Origin of the sequence: Streptomyces sp. NPDC048420 (genome assembly GCF_040651535.1) — a bacterium.
Classification (GTDB): domain Bacteria; phylum Actinomycetota; class Actinomycetes; order Streptomycetales; family Streptomycetaceae; genus Streptomyces.
In genome coordinates this window covers 225,394-242,929 of the sequence record NZ_JBEZKG010000002.1, presented here as the reverse complement: position 1 = coordinate 242,929, position 17,536 = coordinate 225,394, and the positions used below count along the sequence as shown (strand labels likewise).

Annotated in this window: 11 protein-coding genes and 1 tRNA gene; 11 read left to right on the top strand and 1 reads right to left on the bottom strand. The window is 68.8% G+C overall.

The window, feature by feature from the left end:
• Nucleotides 1-226 precede the first annotated feature (226 nt).
• The 9 genes from dnaA to AB0D34_RS03785 all read left to right on the top strand — a co-directional run bounded on the left by dnaA (nt 227) and on the right by AB0D34_RS03785 (nt 13,081).
• On the top strand, nt 227-2,221 hold the full coding sequence (gene dnaA / locus AB0D34_RS03825) for a chromosomal replication initiator protein DnaA (protein WP_362655971.1): 1,995 nt from the start codon (nt 227-229) through the stop codon (nt 2,219-2,221).
• An 881-nt stretch (nt 2,222-3,102) separates the two neighbouring features.
• Nucleotides 3,103-4,233 carry a DNA polymerase III subunit beta gene (gene dnaN, locus AB0D34_RS03820; RefSeq protein WP_362655968.1) on the top strand — a complete coding sequence of 377 codons (1,131 nt, stop codon included), beginning with the start codon at nt 3,103-3,105 and terminating at the stop codon, nt 4,231-4,233.
• A 133-nt stretch (nt 4,234-4,366) separates the two neighbouring features.
• Nucleotides 4,367-5,242, top strand: coding sequence for a phosphogluconate dehydrogenase (NAD(+)-dependent, decarboxylating) (gnd, locus tag AB0D34_RS03815; RefSeq protein ID WP_362655966.1), 876 nt, complete (start codon nt 4,367-4,369; stop codon nt 5,240-5,242).
• A 53-nt stretch (nt 5,243-5,295) separates the two neighbouring features.
• The gene (gene recF, locus AB0D34_RS03810; protein WP_362655963.1) at nt 5,296-6,417 is read left to right on the top strand and encodes a DNA replication/repair protein RecF; all 1,122 of its coding nucleotides are present in this window, start codon (nt 5,296-5,298) and stop codon (nt 6,415-6,417) included.
• The gene (locus AB0D34_RS03805; RefSeq protein ID WP_362655960.1) at nt 6,414-6,974 is read left to right on the top strand and encodes a DciA family protein; all 561 of its coding nucleotides are present in this window, start codon (nt 6,414-6,416) and stop codon (nt 6,972-6,974) included. The genes recF and AB0D34_RS03805 overlap by 4 nt, the downstream gene beginning before the upstream one ends.
• Nucleotides 6,975-7,346: 372 nt before the next feature.
• Nucleotides 7,347-9,419, top strand: a complete 2,073-nt coding sequence (gyrB, locus tag AB0D34_RS03800) for a DNA topoisomerase (ATP-hydrolyzing) subunit B (protein WP_362655957.1) — start codon at nt 7,347-7,349, stop codon at nt 9,417-9,419.
• A gap of 42 nt (nt 9,420-9,461) precedes the next feature.
• The gene (gyrA, locus tag AB0D34_RS03795; RefSeq protein WP_362655955.1) at nt 9,462-12,059 is read left to right on the top strand and encodes a DNA gyrase subunit A; all 2,598 of its coding nucleotides are present in this window, start codon (nt 9,462-9,464) and stop codon (nt 12,057-12,059) included.
• An 18-nt stretch (nt 12,060-12,077) separates the two neighbouring features.
• On the top strand, nt 12,078-12,893 hold the full coding sequence (locus AB0D34_RS03790) for a DUF3566 domain-containing protein (protein ID WP_362655952.1): 816 nt from the start codon (nt 12,078-12,080) through the stop codon (nt 12,891-12,893).
• Nucleotides 12,894-13,004: 111 nt separating this feature from the next.
• Nucleotides 13,005-13,081 (top strand) — tRNA-Ile (locus AB0D34_RS03785).
• A 152-nt stretch (nt 13,082-13,233) separates the two neighbouring features.
• Here the strand turns inward: AB0D34_RS03785 and AB0D34_RS03780 are convergent.
• Nucleotides 13,234-13,563 (bottom strand): DUF6344 domain-containing protein, encoded by a 330-nt coding sequence (locus AB0D34_RS03780; protein ID WP_362655949.1) that lies wholly within the window; start codon nt 13,561-13,563, stop codon nt 13,234-13,236.
• 339 nt (nt 13,564-13,902) lie between these two features.
• Here AB0D34_RS03780 and AB0D34_RS03775 point away from each other — a divergent pair, with 339 nt between their 5' ends.
• Together AB0D34_RS03775 and AB0D34_RS03770 are read left to right on the top strand one after the other, a co-directional pair.
• A complete protein-coding gene (locus AB0D34_RS03775) occupies nt 13,903-14,031 on the top strand; it encodes a DLW-39 family protein (RefSeq protein ID WP_003999697.1) in 129 nt (42 codons plus the stop codon).
• Nucleotides 14,032-14,477: 446 nt separating this feature from the next.
• A complete protein-coding gene (locus tag AB0D34_RS03770; protein WP_362655946.1) occupies nt 14,478-15,653 on the top strand; it encodes a hypothetical protein in 1,176 nt (391 codons plus the stop codon).
• Nucleotides 15,654-17,536 lie beyond the last annotated feature (1,883 nt).

Below are 17,536 nucleotides of genomic sequence, written 5' to 3'. Positions count from 1 at the left end.
CGACCTGGTTACGGTACGCGCGGCTACGCCATCCGGTCAAACCAGTGGCCACCGGGAGACACTATCCACAGGCTGGGGACAACAACTTGAACCGCACCCGTCGCCCTGACTACCGTGGCTGAACTCCGATTCGTTCCCTTGACCCCTCTGTTTCGGCTCCACCCCAGTTGAATCCCGACTCGTCCCACAACCACACGTTCGTGGGACCCGTGAGAGAGCGTGCCCTGTGGCTGACGTACCTGCCGATCTTGCCGCAGTGTGGCCACGCGTACTCGAGCAACTCCTCGGTGAGGGCCGCGTCCAGGGTGTGGAGGCGAAGGACGAGCACTGGATCCGGCGCTGCCAGCCGCTGGCGCTGGTCGCCGACACCGCCCTGCTCGCTGTACCGAACGAATTTGCGAAAGGCGTACTGGAGGGCCGTTTGGCCCCGGCCGTCAGCGAGACGCTGAGCCGCGAGTGCGGCCGCCCGATCCGCATCGCGATCACCGTCGACGACTCCGCGGGCGAACCTCCGGCACCACCCGCACCCCCGGCCCCCAGGCCCCAGCAGCGCTACGAAGAGCCCGAACTCCCCTCCCAGTACGACGGTAAGTACGACGGCTCGTACGACAACCAGTACGAGGGCTACGGCCGCCACCGCGCCGACGACTCCCGCCCTGGGAGCCGCGGCGACCAGCGTCCCGGCTCCCAGGGCGATCACGCACCGCGCCCGGACCAGCTCCCGACCGCCCGTCCCGCGTATCCCTCGGAGTACCAGCGCCCCGAGCCCGGCGCCTGGCCGCGGCCCGCGCAGGACGAGTACAGCTGGCAGCAGCAGCGCCTCGGCTTCCCGGAGCGCGACCCGTACGCGTCGCCGTCTCAAGAGCCGTACCCGCAGGAGTCGTACGGCGCACCGTCGCAGGACTACCGCCCGCAGCCGATGGACCGCCCGCACTACGACGGCCCGCGCACCGAATACGACAAGCGGCCGGACTACGACAAGCCGCGGTCGGACTACGAGCCCCGCCCCGAGTACGACCAGCCCCGGTCCGACTACGACCAGCGTGACGCCCGCAGGGAGCTGCCCGAGCCGCCGTCCGGTTCAGGGCATGTGCACCGCGGCGGCCCCGTCGGGTCCAACCTGCCCACCACCGGCGCGCCAGGACCGCTGGCCGCGCAGCCCGCGCCGGCGACCGGCCCAGGTGAGCCCACCGCGCGGCTGAACCCGAAGTACCTTTTCGACACGTTCGTCATCGGCGCCTCCAACCGCTTCGCCCACGCGGCCGCTGTCGCGGTCGCCGAAGCGCCGGCCAAGGCGTACAACCCCCTCTTCATCTACGGGGAGTCGGGGCTCGGCAAGACCCACCTGCTGCACGCCATCGGGCACTACGCGCGAAGCCTGTATCCCGGCACGCGCGTGCGTTACGTGAGCTCGGAGGAGTTCACCAACGAGTTCATCAACTCCATCCGCGACGGCAAGGGCGACAGCTTCCGCAAGCGTTACCGCGAGATGGACATCCTGCTCGTCGACGACATCCAGTTCCTCGCGGACAAGGAGTCGACGCAGGAGGAGTTCTTCCACACCTTCAACACGCTCCACAACGCGAACAAGCAGATCGTGCTCTCCAGCGACCGGCCGCCCAAGCAGCTGGTGACGCTGGAGGACCGGCTGCGGAACCGTTTCGAATGGGGTCTGATCACCGACGTCCAGCCGCCCGAGCTGGAGACGCGGATCGCGATCCTGCGCAAGAAGGCGGTCCAGGAGCAGCTCAACGCCCCGCCGGAGGTCCTGGAGTTCATCGCCTCCCGCATCTCGCGCAACATCCGCGAGCTGGAGGGCGCGCTGATCCGGGTCACGGCGTTCGCATCGCTCAACCGGCAGCCGGTCGACCTGGGCCTGACCGAGATCGTCCTCAAGGACCTGATCCCCGGCGGGGAGGACTCGGCCCCCGAGATCACCTCGACGGCCATCATGAGCGCCACCGCCGACTACTTCGGCCTGACCGTCGAGGACCTCTGCGGCACCTCACGCGGCCGCGCCCTCGTCACGGCCCGCCAGATCGCCATGTACCTGTGCCGCGAGCTGACCGACCTCTCGCTGCCGAAGATCGGCGCGCTGTTCGGCGGCCGCGACCACACGACCGTGATGCACGCGGACCGCAAGATCCGCAATCTGATGGCCGAGCGACGCTCCATCTACAACCAGGTGACCGAGCTGACGAACCGCATCAAGAACGGCTGACGGCACCGGAGTTACGGCCGCTTCGACGGCGAAGGGCGCCCTGGGGACGAGGTCCCGGGGGCGCCCTTCGGCCTTCCCGAGGTCACGAGGCCGTAGCCCGGTGTTCGATTCCCCGCCGGGTTACGGCCTCTCTCCACAGATCCGGCGACTTTTTCCCGTCCACATCCTGGGGACCGCGAAGTTGTCCAGATCCCGGTCCACAGGCTTCCGGCCGAAAGACCGTCCGTCCAGGTCAGGTGGTTGTGGATTGGTGGACGGACGATCTCCACAGACTGTGGACAGCGAGAAGATCCACAGGCTGTGCACCAAGTTGTCCACCGGCAACCCACAGGCCGGGGCCGGTTGTCCCCAGCGATCACCTGCTTCTCCACATGGCTGTCCACTGTTCGGCAACGCGACGCGCCTGATCACCGGGTCGAGTGAAAGGCGTCACACGAAGGTGCCGGGTTGGGCTGTGGGAAACGTGGGTAAAGCTGGGGACGGCGTTGGGGAGAAGTCGCCTCAGGCTGTGCACGGAGTGTGCAGAACTTTCTGTTCTCCACAGATGCACCCGGTTGTCCACCGCCTCCGCCCACAGGGCCGGTGGACAAAATTTCCCCTCTGAGCTGGGAAAACGGGGTTATCCACGGTATCCACAGCCCCTACTACTACTCCCAACTAGAGAGAGCTGGGAATCCGTTTCGAAGGGGGTCCTGTGCACAACTCGCTGTCCGGCCCCCGACTGCCTCTCGTCACGACTTGACCCCGAGAGGCACCTACTGTCAGTGGGGTGCGTCAGACTGTTCCCCGGTGTCCTTCCCGCCACAGGGGCCGACGACACCGAGACAGACCACGAAGCCAGGCAGGCCTAGCAGCGCCGGCAACAGCAGGAGGCGGCAACAGTGAAGATCCGGGTGGAACGCGACGTACTCGCGGAGGCAGTGGCCTGGGCGGCACGCAGCCTCCCGGCCCGTCCGCCGGCGCCTGTCCTCGCCGGCCTTCTCCTGAAGGCCGAGGAAGGCCAGCTGAGCCTTTCCAGCTTCGACTACGAGGTCTCCGCGCGGGTGTCGGTGGAGGCCGAGGTGGAGGAGGAGGGCACGGTGCTGGTCTCCGGCCGCCTGCTCGCCGACATCTGCCGCGCCCTGCCCAACCGCCCGGTGGAGATTTCCACAGACGGTGTACGGGCGACGGTGGTCTGCGGCTCCTCGCGGTTCACACTCCACACCCTGCCTGTGGAGGAGTACCCGGCGCTGCCGCAGATGCCGAGCGCCACCGGCACCGTTCCCGGTGACGTCTTCGCCTCCGCCGCCGCCCAGGTGGCCATCGCCGCGGGCCGTGACGACACGCTCCCCGTCCTGACCGGTGTGCGCATCGAGATCGAGGGCGACACCGTCACGCTGGCGTCCACCGACCGCTACCGCTTCGCGGTCCGTGAGTTCCTGTGGAAGCCGGAGAACCCTGAGGCGTCCGCTGTGGCCCTGGTGCCCGCCAAGACGCTCCTGGACACTGCCAAGGCGCTCACGAGCGGCGACAGCGTCATCCTGGCGCTCTCCGGCTCGGGCGCGGGCGAGGGCCTGATCGGCTTCGAGGGCGCGGGCCGCCGTACGACCACGCGTCTGCTCGAAGGCGACCTGCCGAAGTACCGCACGCTGTTCCCGACGGAGTTCAACTCCGTCGCCGTGATCGAGACCGCCCCCTTCGTGGAGGCCGTGAAGCGTGTGGCCCTGGTCGCCGAGCGCAACACCCCGGTGCGGCTCAGCTTCGAGCAGGGTGTGCTGATCCTGGAGGCCGGCTCCAGTGACGACGCACAGGCTGTGGAAAGGGTCGACGCCCAACTGGAGGGCGACGACATCTCGATCGCCTTCAACCCGACCTTCCTGCTGGACGGCCTGAGCGCCATCGACTCCCCGGTGGCCCAGCTCTCCTTCACGACGTCCACCAAGCCCGCGCTGCTGAGCGGCAAGCCGGCTCTGGACGCCGAGGCGGACGAGGCCTACAAGTACCTGATCATGCCGGTGCGGCTGAGCGGCTGACCCATCAGTGAACCCGCAGGTCGGGGCGTACGTTTGAGCGCGTATGCCCACAGTTGTGCGTGAGCGTCCGGGTTTAGGCTCGGACGTGGGTACGAAAAGTGCCCTCACGTCACAGCGACCTAAGGAACAACTGATGGAGCTCGGTCTCGTCGGCCTCGGCAAGATGGGCGGCAACATGCGCGAGCGGATACGCCGCGCGGGCCACACGGTCATCGGATACGACCGCAACCCGGACCTCGCCGATGTCCACAGCCTGAAGGAGCTTGTGGACGCGCTGCACGGCCCGCGGGTCGTGTGGGTGATGGTCCCGGCCGGTGGACCGACCCAGTCGACGATCGACGAGCTGGCGGAGCTCCTTCAGCCCGGTGACGTCGTGGTGGACGGCGGGAACTCCCGCTGGACGGATGACGAGAAGCACGCCGAGGAGCTGGCGGCCAAGGGCATCGGCTTCGTCGACTGCGGTGTCTCCGGCGGCGTGTGGGGCCTGGAGAACGGCTATGCGCTGATGTACGGCGGCGACGCGGAGAACGTCGCCAAGGTGCAGCCCGTCTTCGACGCCCTCAAGCCCAAGGGCGACGCCGGCGCGGTGCACGCCGGCAAGGTCGGCGCGGGCCACTTCGCGAAGATGGTCCACAACGGCATCGAGTACGCGATGATGCAGGCCTATGCCGAGGGCTGGGAGCTCCTGGAGAAGGTCGACTCCGTGACCGACGTCCGGGAGGTCTTCCGCTCCTGGCAGGAGGGCACGGTCATCCGTTCCTGGCTCCTTGACCTCGCGGTCAACGCCCTCGACGAGGACGAGCACCTTCAGAAGCTGCGCGGTTACGCACAGGACTCCGGTGAGGGCCGGTGGACTGTGGAGGCCGCCATCGACCACGCGGTGCCGCTGCCAGCGATCACCGCGTCCCTGTTCGCGCGGTTCGCGTCCCGCCAGGACGACTCGCCGCAGATGAAGATGATCGCGGCGCTGCGCAACCAGTTCGGCGGCCACGCGGTCGAGACGAAGTAATCCACAGGGCTGTTCACAACAGTCCACAAGCTGGGGGAGGTCGGCGCCCGACCATGCACGTCACGCATCTGTCGCTGGCCGACTTCCGCTCGTACGCCCGGGTCGAGGTTCGGCTCGACCCGGGCGTCACCGCGTTCGTGGGCCCCAACGGGCAGGGCAAGACCAACCTGGTCGAGGCCATCGGCTATCTCGCGACCCTCGGCAGCCACCGGGTCGCCTCCGACGCGCCTCTCATCCGTATGGGCGCCGACCGTGCGATCGTCCGGGCGCAGGTCCGGCAGGGCGAGCGGCAGCAGCTGGTCGAGCTCGAGCTGAACCCCGGCAGAGCGAACCGCGCGCGTATCAACAGGTCCTCGCAGGTCAGGCCGCGTGATGTGCTCGGGATCGTGCGGACCGTGCTGTTCGCACCGGAGGACCTCGCGCTGGTGAAGGGCGATCCGGGCGAGCGGCGTCGTTTCCTGGACGAGCTGATCACCGCGCGCTCCCCGCGCATGGCCGGCGTGCGTTCCGACTACGAGCGTGTGCTCAAGCAGCGCAACACCCTGCTGAAGTCGGCCGCGCTCGCGCGACGGCACGGCGGCCGCTCGATGGACCTGTCCACCCTCGACGTCTGGGACCAGCACCTCGCGCGCGTGGGGGCCGAACTGCTCGCCCAGCGGCTCGACCTGATCGCCGCGCTCCAGCCGCTGGCCGACAAGGCCTACGAGCAGCTGGCGCCCGGCGGCGGCCCGGTCGCCCTGGAGTACAAGCCGTCCGCGCCGGGCGAGGCACACACGCGTGAGGACCTCTACGAGCAGCTCATGGCCGCGATCGGGGAGGCGCGCAAGCAGGAGATCGAGCGGGGCGTCACCCTCGTAGGACCTCATCGGGACGATGTGAATCTCAAACTCGGGCAGCTGCCCGCCAAGGGATACGCCTCGCACGGCGAGTCCTGGTCGTATGCGCTGGCGCTGCGTCTGGCCTCGTACGACTTGCTCAGGGCGGAGGGCAACGAGCCGGTGCTGATCCTCGACGACGTATTCGCGGAGCTGGACACCCGGCGCAGGGAACGCCTGGCCGAGCTCGTCGCGCCCGGCGAGCAGGTCCTGGTGACGGCAGCTGTCGACGACGACGTGCCGCATGTGCTGACGGGGACGCGGTACTCCGTGTCCGAGGGGGCGGTGGAGCGCGTATGACCGACGAACAGCCCCCCGTCGAGAACTCCAGGCCCGAGAACCCCAAGCCCGCCGCCGAGCCCTCCGGTGTCGATCTCGCGCGCGTGGCGCTCAGGGCCGCGAAGGAGCGGGCACGCGCGCGTGGGGACGCGGCGCAGCAGAAGCGGCAGGCGCGCCGCGGAGGGGGACTGCGCTCCGGCGCGCGCGCCGACGGCCGCGACCCCATGGCGTTCGGCGCCGCCATTAACCGCTTGATCACCGAGCGCGGTTGGGAGACGCCCGCCGCGGTGGGCGGGGTGATGGGGCGCTGGCCGCAGATCGTGGGCGAGGACGTGGCCAAGCACTGCGAGCCGGAGAAGTACGACGAGGACGAGCGGGTTCTGGTCGTTCGCTGCGACTCGACGGCGTGGGCGACCAACCTGCGGCTGCTCGCGCCGCAACTCGTGGCCCGCCTGAACGAGGATCTCGGCCACGGCGCGGTCAAGTTGATCAAGGTGAACGGCCCCGGCGGTCCCCCCCGTCGCTACGGTCCGCTGCGCGCCCCCGGCAGCAAAGGGCCCGGCGACACCTACGGGTGACGGACATCACATTCAGGGCGTCGGCGGTGCTGTGAGGGCACCGCCGACGCCTTTGTCGTAGCACTCCACGCGGTTGCGAATTCCGACCTGACTCCCAAGTAGCCAAGGGTTGACAGCTCGAAGCGCTGAGTGCCGCTGTGAGCCTCTTGGAGCCCCGCTCTGTATATGGGGACCCGGCGGACGCCACTTCAGGGCGGCACATGAGGACTCAGGTACCGGCAAACCCCCATCACTGTCGGCGCTACCGGTAGACTGGAAGCCAATCCCGCCCCAAACGTGGGGACCGCCCGGGAAACGCTGAGCAACGCTGATCAAGGCTTACCAACGCAACATGCCGCAGCCGCTCCGGCAACCCGCCGACGAGCCTGGCTCGTGCTGTGCCAGAAAGGGCGCTTCGTGGCCGATTCCGGCAACCCCAACGAGAACATCCCGTCCACCGACGCCGAGGCGACCTCGTCGAACGGCGAGGTAACCGCCTCGTACGACGCCAGTGCCATCACCGTCCTCGAGGGTCTGGACGCGGTCCGCAAGCGACCCGGTATGTACATCGGCTCGACCGGTGAGCGCGGCCTGCACCACCTGGTGCAGGAGGTCGTCGACAACTCCGTCGACGAGGCGCTGGCGGGCCACGCGGACACCATCGACGTGACGATCCTGGCCGACGGCGGCGTGCGCGTCGTCGACAACGGCCGCGGTATCCCGGTGGGCATCGTGCCCTCCGAGGGCAAGCCGGCCGTCGAGGTCGTGCTCACCGTGCTGCACGCGGGCGGCAAGTTCGGCGGCGGCGGCTACGCGGTCTCCGGCGGTCTGCACGGCGTGGGTGTCTCCGTCGTGAACGCCCTGTCGACGAAGGTGTCCGTCGAGATCAAGACCGACGGTCACCGCTGGACCCAGGACTACAAGCTGGGCGTCCCGACGGCTCCGCTGGCCAAGCACGAGGAGACGGACGAGCACGGTACGTCGGTCACGTTCTGGGCCGACGGCGACATCTTCGAGACCACCGAGTACTCGTTCGAGACGCTCTCGCGGCGCTTCCAGGAGATGGCGTTCCTCAACAAGGGTTTGAGGATCAAACTCACTGACGAGCGCGAGTCGGCGAAGGCCACCACCGGGGCGGACGAGGCGGGCGCCGACGACAAGGCCGAGGTCAAGACCGTCGAGTACCACTACGAGGGCGGCATCGTCGACTTCGTGAAGTACCTCAACTCCCGCAAGGGAGACGTGGTGCACCCCACCGTGATCGACCTGGAGGCCGAGGACAAGGACAAGCTTCTGTCCCTCGAGGTCGCGATGCAGTGGAACAGCAGCTACAGCGAGGGCGTCTACTCCTTCGCGAACATCATCCACACGCACGAGGGCGGTACCCACGAAGAGGGCTTCCGCGCGGCGCTGACGAACCTCGTCAACAAGTACGCGCGCGACAAGAAGCTGCTGCGTGAGAAGGACGACAACCTCACGGGTGACGACATCCGCGAGGGCCTGACGGCGATCATCTCGGTCAAGCTGAGCGAGCCGCAGTTCGAGGGCCAGACCAAGACCAAGCTGGGCAACACCGAGGTGAAGACCTTCGTCCAGAAGGTCGTCTACGAGCACCTCACCGACTGGCTGGACCGCAACCCCGTCGAGGCCGCGGACATCATCCGCAAGGGCATCCAGGCGGCCACCGCGCGCGTGGCGGCCCGCAAGGCCCGTGACCTGACCCGCCGCAAGGGCCTGCTGGAGACCGCGTCCCTGCCGGGCAAGCTCTCCGACTGCCAGTCGAACGACCCCACCAAGTGCGAGATCTTCATCGTCGAGGGTGACTCCGCCGGCGGCTCGGCCAAGTCCGGCCGCAACCCCGAGTACCAGGCGATCCTCCCGATCCGCGGCAAGATCCTGAACGTCGAGAAGGCGCGGATCGACAAGATCCTTCAGAACCAGGAGATCCAGGCGCTGATCTCGGCCTTCGGCACAGGGGTCCACGAGGACTTCGACATCGAGAAGCTGCGCTATCACAAGATCATCCTGATGGCGGACGCCGACGTCGACGGCCAGCACATCTCCACCTTGCTGCTGACCTTCCTGTTCCGCTTCATGCGGCCGCTGGTCGAGGCCGGGCACGTGTACCTCTCCCGTCCTCCGCTGTACAAGATCAAGTGGGGCCGGGACGACGTCGAGTACGCCTACTCCGACCGCGAGCGCGACGCGCTGATCGAGATGGGCCGCCAGCGTGGCAAGCGCGTCCGCGAGGACTCCATCCAGCGCTTCAAGGGTCTCGGCGAGATGAACGCCGAGGAGCTGCGCGTGACCACCATGGACCAGGAGCACCGCGTCCTCGGCCAGGTCACCCTCGACGACGCCGCCCAGGCCGACGACCTGTTCTCCGTCCTGATGGGCGAGGACGTGGAGGCCCGCCGCCAGTTCATCCAGCGCAACGCCAAGGACGTCCGCTTCCTCGACATCTGAGTCGGTCTCAGCTGACCGCACCAGGAAGGATCTTCACCAGCAATGGCCGACGAGAACATTCCAGTCACCCCTGAAGAGGGCGGCGAAGTCGCGATGCGTGTCGAGCCCGTCGGGCTCGAGACGGAGATGCAGCGCTCGTACCTGGACTACGCGATGTCCGTCATCGTGTCCCGCGCGCTGCCGGACGTCCGGGACGGCCTCAAGCCCGTCCACCGCCGCGTCCTGTACGCCATGTACGACGGCGGCTACCGTCCCGAGCGCGGCTTCTACAAGTGCGCGCGCGTGGTCGGCGACGTCATGGGCAACTACCACCCGCACGGCGACTCCTCGATCTACGACGCCCTGGTGCGCCTCGCCCAGCCGTGGTCGATGCGGATGCCGCTGGTGGACTCCAACGGCAACTTCGGCTCCCCGGGCAACGACCCGGCGGCGGCGATGCGCTACACCGAGTGCAAGATGGCGCCGCTGTCGATGGAGATGGTCCGTGACATCGACGAGGAGACCGTCGACTTCACGGACAACTACGACGGCCGCTCCCAGGAGCCGACCGTCCTGCCGGCCCGCTTCCCGAACCTGCTGATCAACGGCTCGGCCGGTATCGCGGTCGGCATGGCGACCAACATCCCGCCGCACAACCTGCGCGAGGTCGCGGCCGGCGCCCAGTGGTACCTGGAGAACCCGGAAGCGAGTCACGAGGAGCTCCTGGACGCCCTCATGGAGCGCATCAAGGGCCCCGACTTCCCGACCGGCGCCCTCGTCGTCGGCCGCAAGGGCATCGAGGAGGCGTACCGCACCGGCCGCGGCTCGATCACCATGCGCGCGGTCGTCGAGGTCGAGGAGATCCAGAACCGCCAGTGCCTGGTGGTCACGGAGCTGCCGTACCAGACCAACCCCGACAACCTCGCGCAGAAGATCGCCGACCTGGTGAAGGACGGCAAGGTCGGCGGCATCGCGGACGTCCGGGACGAGACGTCGTCGCGCACGGGACAGCGACTCGTGATCGTCCTGAAGCGAGACGCGGTCGCCAAGGTCGTACTGAACAACCTCTACAAGCACACGGACCTGCAGTCGAACTTCGGCGCCAACATGCTGGCGCTCGTCGACGGCGTCCCGCGCACGCTCTCGCTCGACGCGTTCATCCGGCACTGGGTGGCGCACCAGATCGAGGTCATCGTCCGACGTACGCGCTTCAGGCTGCGCAAGGCCGAGGAGCGGGCGCACATCCTGCGCGGTCTGCTGAAGGCCCTGGACGCCATCGACGAGGTCATCGCGCTGATCCGGGCCAGCGACACGGTCGACATCGCGCGTACGGGCCTGATGGAGCTCCTGGAGATCGACGAGATCCAGGCCAACGCCATCCTCGAGATGCAGCTGCGCCGCCTCGCCGCCCTGGAGCGCCAGAAGATCATCCAGGAGCACGACGAACTCCAGGCGAAGATCACCGAGTACAACGAGATCCTGGCCTCCCCGGTCCGCCAGCGCGGCATCGTCAGCGCGGAACTCGCCGCGATCGTCGAGAAGTTCGGCGACGACCGCAAGACCATGCTGGTGCCCTACGACGGTGACATGTCCATCGAGGACCTCATCGCCGAGGAGGACATCGTCGTCACGGTCTCGCGTGGCGGGTACGTCAAGCGCACCAAGACCGTCGACTACCGCGCCCAGAAGCGCGGCGGCAAGGGCGTGCGCGGCACGAAGCTCAAGGAAGACGACATCGTCGACCACTTCTTCGTGTCCACCACGCACCACTGGCTGTTGTTCTTCACCAACAAGGGCCGCGTCTACCGGGCCAAGGCGTACGAGCTCCCGGACGCCGGGCGTGACGCGCGTGGCCAGCACGTCGCCAACCTGCTGGCCTTCCAGCCGGACGAGGCGATCGCCGAGATCCTCGCGATCCGCGACTACGACGCGGCGCCGTACCTGGTACTCGCCACCAAGGCGGGTCTGGTCAAGAAGACGTCACTGAAGGATTACGACTCTCCGCGTTCCGGTGGCGTCATCGCCATCAATCTGCGTGAGCGCGAGGACGGTTCGGACGACGAACTGATCGGTGCCGAACTGGTCTCGGCCGACAGTGATCTGCTTCTGATCAGCAAGAAGGCACAATCGATCAGGTTCACCGCCTCGGATGACACCCTGCGTCCCATGGGCCGTGCCACCTCGGGTGTCAAGGGCATGAGCTTCCGAGAGGGAGACGAGCTGCTCTCGATGAATGTTGTTCGACCCGGTACGTTCGTGTTCACTGCTACGGACGGTGGGTACGCGAAGCGCACCCCTGTCGACGAGTACCGCGTCCAGGGTCGCGGCGGCCTCGGCATCAAGGCCGCCAAGATCGTGGAGGACCGCGGATCACTCGTCGGAGCGCTGGTGGTCGAGGAGACCGACGAGATCCTCGCCATCACGCTGTCGGGCGGTGTGATTCGTACGCGAGTCAGCGGGGTCAGGGAGACGGGCCGTGACACCATGGGCGTCCAACTGATCAACCTGGGCAAGCGCGATGCCGTGGTCGGCATCGCACGTAACGCCGAGGCGGGACGTGAGGCGGAGGAGGTCGACGGCGATGTGGCCGACGACGAGACCGCCGAGGGTGTCGCCGAGACCATCGGCACGGACGAGGGTGAGTCGCCCTCGGCCGAGTAGCACGAGGAGAGAGTCATCGTGAGCGGAGCCACGGGCGCCGGATCGACCGGAACCTCTACGGGGTCCTCCCCCGGCACGGAGGGAGACGGCGGCGGCCGTGGCTCCGCCGCGCGTGCGACCGACGCGCGGGCAGCGGACGCGCGTCCGACAGAACCGCACACGACGGATACGCACACGACTCAACTCAAGGCGATCAAGCCGCCCGCGACACCGTCGCGCTCGCCCGAGACTCATGGATCCCAGGGGGGACCTGTGACGGACACCCAGCCGCCGGCCCAGCCCGCGGCGCCGCCCGCCGCACCGCCGAAGGCGGCCCAGCCGCAGCCTTCGCCCTCTCCGCTGCCGGGGGAACGCCGGCCGCAGCAGCAGGCCGGGCCGTACCACCCGCCGCAGGCCTACCCGACACAGGCCTCCCAGTCCGGCGCCGTACGCCGCCCGCGCACCGGTGCGCGCACCACGCCCCGCACCCGGAAAGCACGTCTGCGGGTGGCCAAGGCCGACCCGTGGTCCGTCATGAAAGTCAGCTTCCTGCTCTCCATCGCGCTGGGCATCTGCACGATCGTCGCGGCGGCCGTGCTGTGGATGGTCATGGACGCGATGGGTGTCTTCTCGACGGTCGGCGGGACGATCTCCGAGGCGACCGGTTCGAACGAATCGAACGGCTTCGACCTCCAGGCGTTCCTCTCCCTGCCGAACGTCCTGATGTTCACGTCGATCATCGCGGTCATCGACGTCGTCCTCGCGACGGCGCTCGCGACCCTCGGCGCGTTCATCTACAACCTCTCCGCTGGCTTCGTCGGCGGCGTCGAGCTCACGCTGGCCGAGGACGAGTAACCCTGCTTCAAACCTGTGGGGGCGGTCCTCAAGGAACCGATTTTGGGACTGCCCGCGTCGTGCGCTAATCTTCAGGAGTCAGCGCGCGGGACACACTCCGCAGAGCGCGGCGGGGCTATAGCTCAGTTGGTTAGAGCGCATCCCTGATAAGGATGAGGCCACAGGTTCAAATCCTGTTAGCCCCACCAGACACGAAGACCTTCAGCCGGTTCCGGTTGGGGGTCTTCGGCGTTTGGGGGTGCGTCTCGTGGTGCGTCTTCTGTGCTTCTTCATCTCTTCGTCTTCGGTGCTTCGTCTTCGGTGCTTCGGCGGTGTTTCTCGGGTGGGGTAGTACGTGCCGTCACTCGCAGTCCGCTGTGGCCGGTTGGGCCGAATCCGCGTCCGCGGTTGTCTCGGTGTCCGTGAGGGAGCGGGAGCGGCAGCTGGGGGTCTTGCCGTGGGCCTCGGCGCGGATGCGCTGCTTCATCGTGGGCGGCAGGGATCTGGCGTTGGCCCAGACTCCCTGGGGCATCGCCTGGGCCTCCGGGTGCGTGACGGCGCTGTTGCGGGCCGGCTGGGTCTGCGGTACGGCCGCGGCGGCGGTCGTGGTGATGAGTCCGAGCGCCGTGAACAGCGCGAGGAAGGCCGTGATGACGGCGGTCCACAGCTGCATGACCTTGTTCTGGGCCATGATCCCTCACTTTCGGGTTGGGCGATTTGCGTACTTTCCTCATGATGTGTATATGCGCCGCGAAATCACGGACCGGAGCCTGTGGCGCGTCGATCTTCAGATGAACACCACACGTATGGGTGCAAGCAGGTTGAAAAAGATGCCAAGCCGGGCGAGGCGGGCCGAAGTGACCGTGCGTGGAGGTGTGATCACCCTCTGATCGGAGGTCCTTATTCCACTTCTACTGGGCTGTTCCGTGCGGGAGTTGAGGCCCCCGACGCAGGTCACCGATCGGTCTCGGTCGGTGTGTATAGTCGGGCGCCAGAGGTCCCCTACGTCAAGGAAAGACGAGGTCGCGCGGTGAAGAAGCTTCTCCTGGTCGCACTGGCCGCCATCGGCGGGCTCCTCGTGTACCGCCAGATCCAGGCGGATCGCGCCGAGCAGGATCTGTGGACGGAGGCGACTGACTCCGTGCCCACGGGTTCGTGAGTACCGACAACCGATTCTGAGCAGACCCCGGCCGTGGTTGCGGTCGGGGTTTTGTGTTGCCGGAGCGGGCGCGGGCGGGACGGATCGGGGCAGGGCCCGGGTTTCGGACGGGCGTACGGATTGCGCGGGTGGGTGGTGGTCCGGCAGGGCAGGATGGGCCACGATCGGCAGACCGCACCGGCGCCGTGTCGCAGGGACGTCGCAGGGACGGTCGTAGGAGCTCGGGCGCGGGCACGGAGGGGTGGCGCGGGATGGGGCGGCGTACGGCGTGGTGGCGGGTTGCCGTCGTAGGGCTCGTGCTGGGCGCGGCGGCCGGCGCGCCGGGCGCTCCTGGCTTCGCCGCCTCCGGCTCTCCGTCCCCCTCCACCTCCCCTTCTGCTTCCTCTTCTTCCTCTACGGCCTTCTCGTACGGTTTCGCCGACGGCGCCCCGTCGGTCGCGGGAGCCGTGAGCACCGCGGACGCCGAGCGCCTCGAATCCGGCACCACCTACCGGAGTTCGCTGCCGAGTGAAGGCAAGGTCTACTACCGCCTCCAACTCGACGGCACGTCGACCGTGTACGTCGCCGCGACAGCCGTACCGCCGACGGACATCACGGTCACCGCCACGGAAGGCGTCAGGGTGTCCGTGCAGGACACCGACGGCCGGTCCTGCTCCGCGGCGGACACCGCCACCATCGGCGCCGGCCGCAGCCCCCGCCCCCTCACCGCATGGGGCGTACGCCAGCTGCCGTCGAGCCGGTCGCCGTGCCAGGGCGCGGGGACGTACTACGTCGTCGTCGAGCGGGTACTGCGCACCGAGTCCCTGCCGGGCGACTGGGCCCTGGAGCTCGCGCCCGTACTGGAACCCCGTCTGCGACAGGCAGGTTCGAGCAGCGCGCCCGAGGCCTGGGACTCCGCCACGCCCTCGCCTCCCGGCGGCGAGGCCACAGAGCTGCGGGGCGGCGGGGGATTCGGCTCGGCGACCGCGCTGGAACAAGGGGTCTGGCGCGATGACATACGGCCCGGGCAGACGCTGTTCTACGAGGTGCCGGTCGACTGGGGGCAGCAGGTGTACGCCACCGCCGACCTGAGCAGTTCGAGCGGCGGGGGATCGGGCGGGAGCGGATTCGTGCCGGGGGCCGTGAACCTGGCTCTGTACAACCCCGTGCGCGGACTCGTCGACACCACGAGCATCAGTTACAACGGCGGCCAGAAGTCGGGCGCTCTCGCCGCCCTGCCGCCGGTCGAGTACGCCAACCGGTACGCCCTCCCCGACCGGGTGAGCGGGATGCGGTTCGCCGGGGCCTACTACCTCGTCGTGCATCTCGCCGCGCGGGTGGGCGAGGAGTTCGGCGACGGGCCGCCGCTCGGGCTGACGCTCCGGGTGCGGGTGAAGGGGGCGGCGACGGCCGGGCCCGGTTACGTGGGGCGGTCCGAGCCTTCAGGTGTCTTCCAGGTGGGGGTTCTCGGGCGGGGCTCGGGTGCGGTGGGTGGGGCGGCCGCGGGTGATGGTCGTGGGGGCGGGGGCGGCGACGCTGGGATGAAGCTGCTGGCTGTCGGCGGGATTGGGGCGGGGACCGTGGTGCTGGTGGTTCTCGGGGTGTGGGGTGTGGTGGGGCGGCGGAGGGCTGCGGGGGCGTAGGGGGCGCGGCCTGGGGCTCGGGGTGGGCCTCGGCTGGTCTGGCCGGGGCCCGTCTTGGGTGTGCTTCGGGCAGCGGGGCAGCGGGGTAGTGGGGCAATGGGGCAGTGGGGCAGCGAGGGATAGCGGGCCTCGGATTCCGGGGCTGCGGATTCGCCGTTGTGCGCGCTTTTGCGATCTTGGGTTCCCTGTGGCGCGGTCGGCTCAGGGCTGAGCGGCTCTTCGGGCTGCCGTGACGTCAGATCTGGGTGAGTGCCCAGAAGCCCACGGCGTAGCAGACCAGGGCGAGAAGCAGGAGAGGGATCGCCACCTTTGCGGGTGGGCCGCTGCGGCGTGCTCGCGAAATTGCCCGAGCGGGAGGTGGAACCTGCGGGCTCTGAGCGGTGTACGAAGCAGTAGAGGTATCAGCGTCGAGGCGGTGCGGGATCGGTGGGGCGTGAGGTTGGGGGGAGGGCAGGACATGGGTGGAGGGGGTGGGGTCGTGGGGGGACAGGTAGGCGGAGTGGGCCCGGGCAGGCTGGTGTGGCTGCGCTTGGGCATGTGGGTGGGGTGGGCGCGGCTGTGCCTCGTGCTGCGGTGGGGTGGGAGTTTGGGAGCGGGAGACTGTGGACTGGGGCGGTGGCAGGTGGAAGCTGCCGGTCTCCGACATCGACGGTGGGTCGGTGGGAGCAGGCGGGGTGTGGTGAGGGGGCCAGGAGGTCTGGGAGTTCGTTCCGGGGTCGGTGGTCCGGAAGGACGCGTCCGGGCGGGGATGGGCGGCTCCCGCGGCTCCCGCGCGGGGGCTCGGGTGGGGGACAGGGGCGTCGCCGCCCGGGCCGAAGTGTCCGGCTCCTGGGGAGGGCGTGAGGTTGGCCTCGCCGGGCCAGGAGGGCAGGTTGGCTTGATCCGGCCAGGATGGGGGGTTCGCTTGGTCGGGCCAGGATGGCGGGTTGGCTTGGTCTGGCCGGGACGGGGGGTTGGTTCGGTCGGGCCAGGAGGGCGGGTTCGCTTGGTCAGGCCGAGACGACGGGTCGGCCCCCTGCAACCAGGGTCCCGGGTTCGCTTCGCGCGGCCAGGATTCCGAGTTCGCCTCCCCGGGCCAGGGCTGCGAGCTGCCCTCTTCAGGCCTGGGCGCCTCGTTGCTCTCGCCGGGCCGGGGCACCGACCCGTGCGCTCCTCCAGGTGGGTACGGCGCATCAACTGCCTCACCGTGCCGGTACGGCGTGCTGTTTCCCTCGCCATGCCAGTAGGGCGCCGCGCCTGGCTCCCGGGGCTGGGAGGACCGCCCGTTTCCTTCGCCGAACCAGGAGGACGCCCCACTTGCCTCACCGGCCGGGGTACCTGCTTCACCGCCCTCGCCGGTCCAGGGAGGCATCCCACCTGCCCCACCGGCCGGGGTACCTGCTCCAGCGCGCTCGCCGGTCCAGGGAGGCATCCCGCCAGCCTCACCGATCGGGGTACCTGCTTCAGCGCGCTCGCCGGTCCAGGGAGGCATCCCGCCTGCCTCACCGTGACCCAAGCCGGAACCGGCGCTGGGACGGGAGCCAGTGCCGGAACTGCGGCCAGCGCTGGGACCGGAGCCAAAGCCGGAACTGGGATCCGCGCCAGCGCTGGGACCGGAGCCAGCGCTGGGACTGGAGCCGGCGCTGGGACCCGAGCCCACATCGGGACGGGAGCCAGCGCGGAAACCCGAGCCTGCACCGGAACCCGAACCCATACCAGGACCCGAGCCCGCGCCGGAGCCACGAATGGGACCAGAACCGGCACCCTGCACGACACCGGAACCGGCACCGGGCCACAAGCCCCCCGAGTTCCCCCCGCCGGCTCCGAAAGCCCACCCACCGGCCCCGCCGCCCCCGGGAGCAGGCACGCCTCCTCCATCGCCCCCGGAAGCACGCACGCCTTCC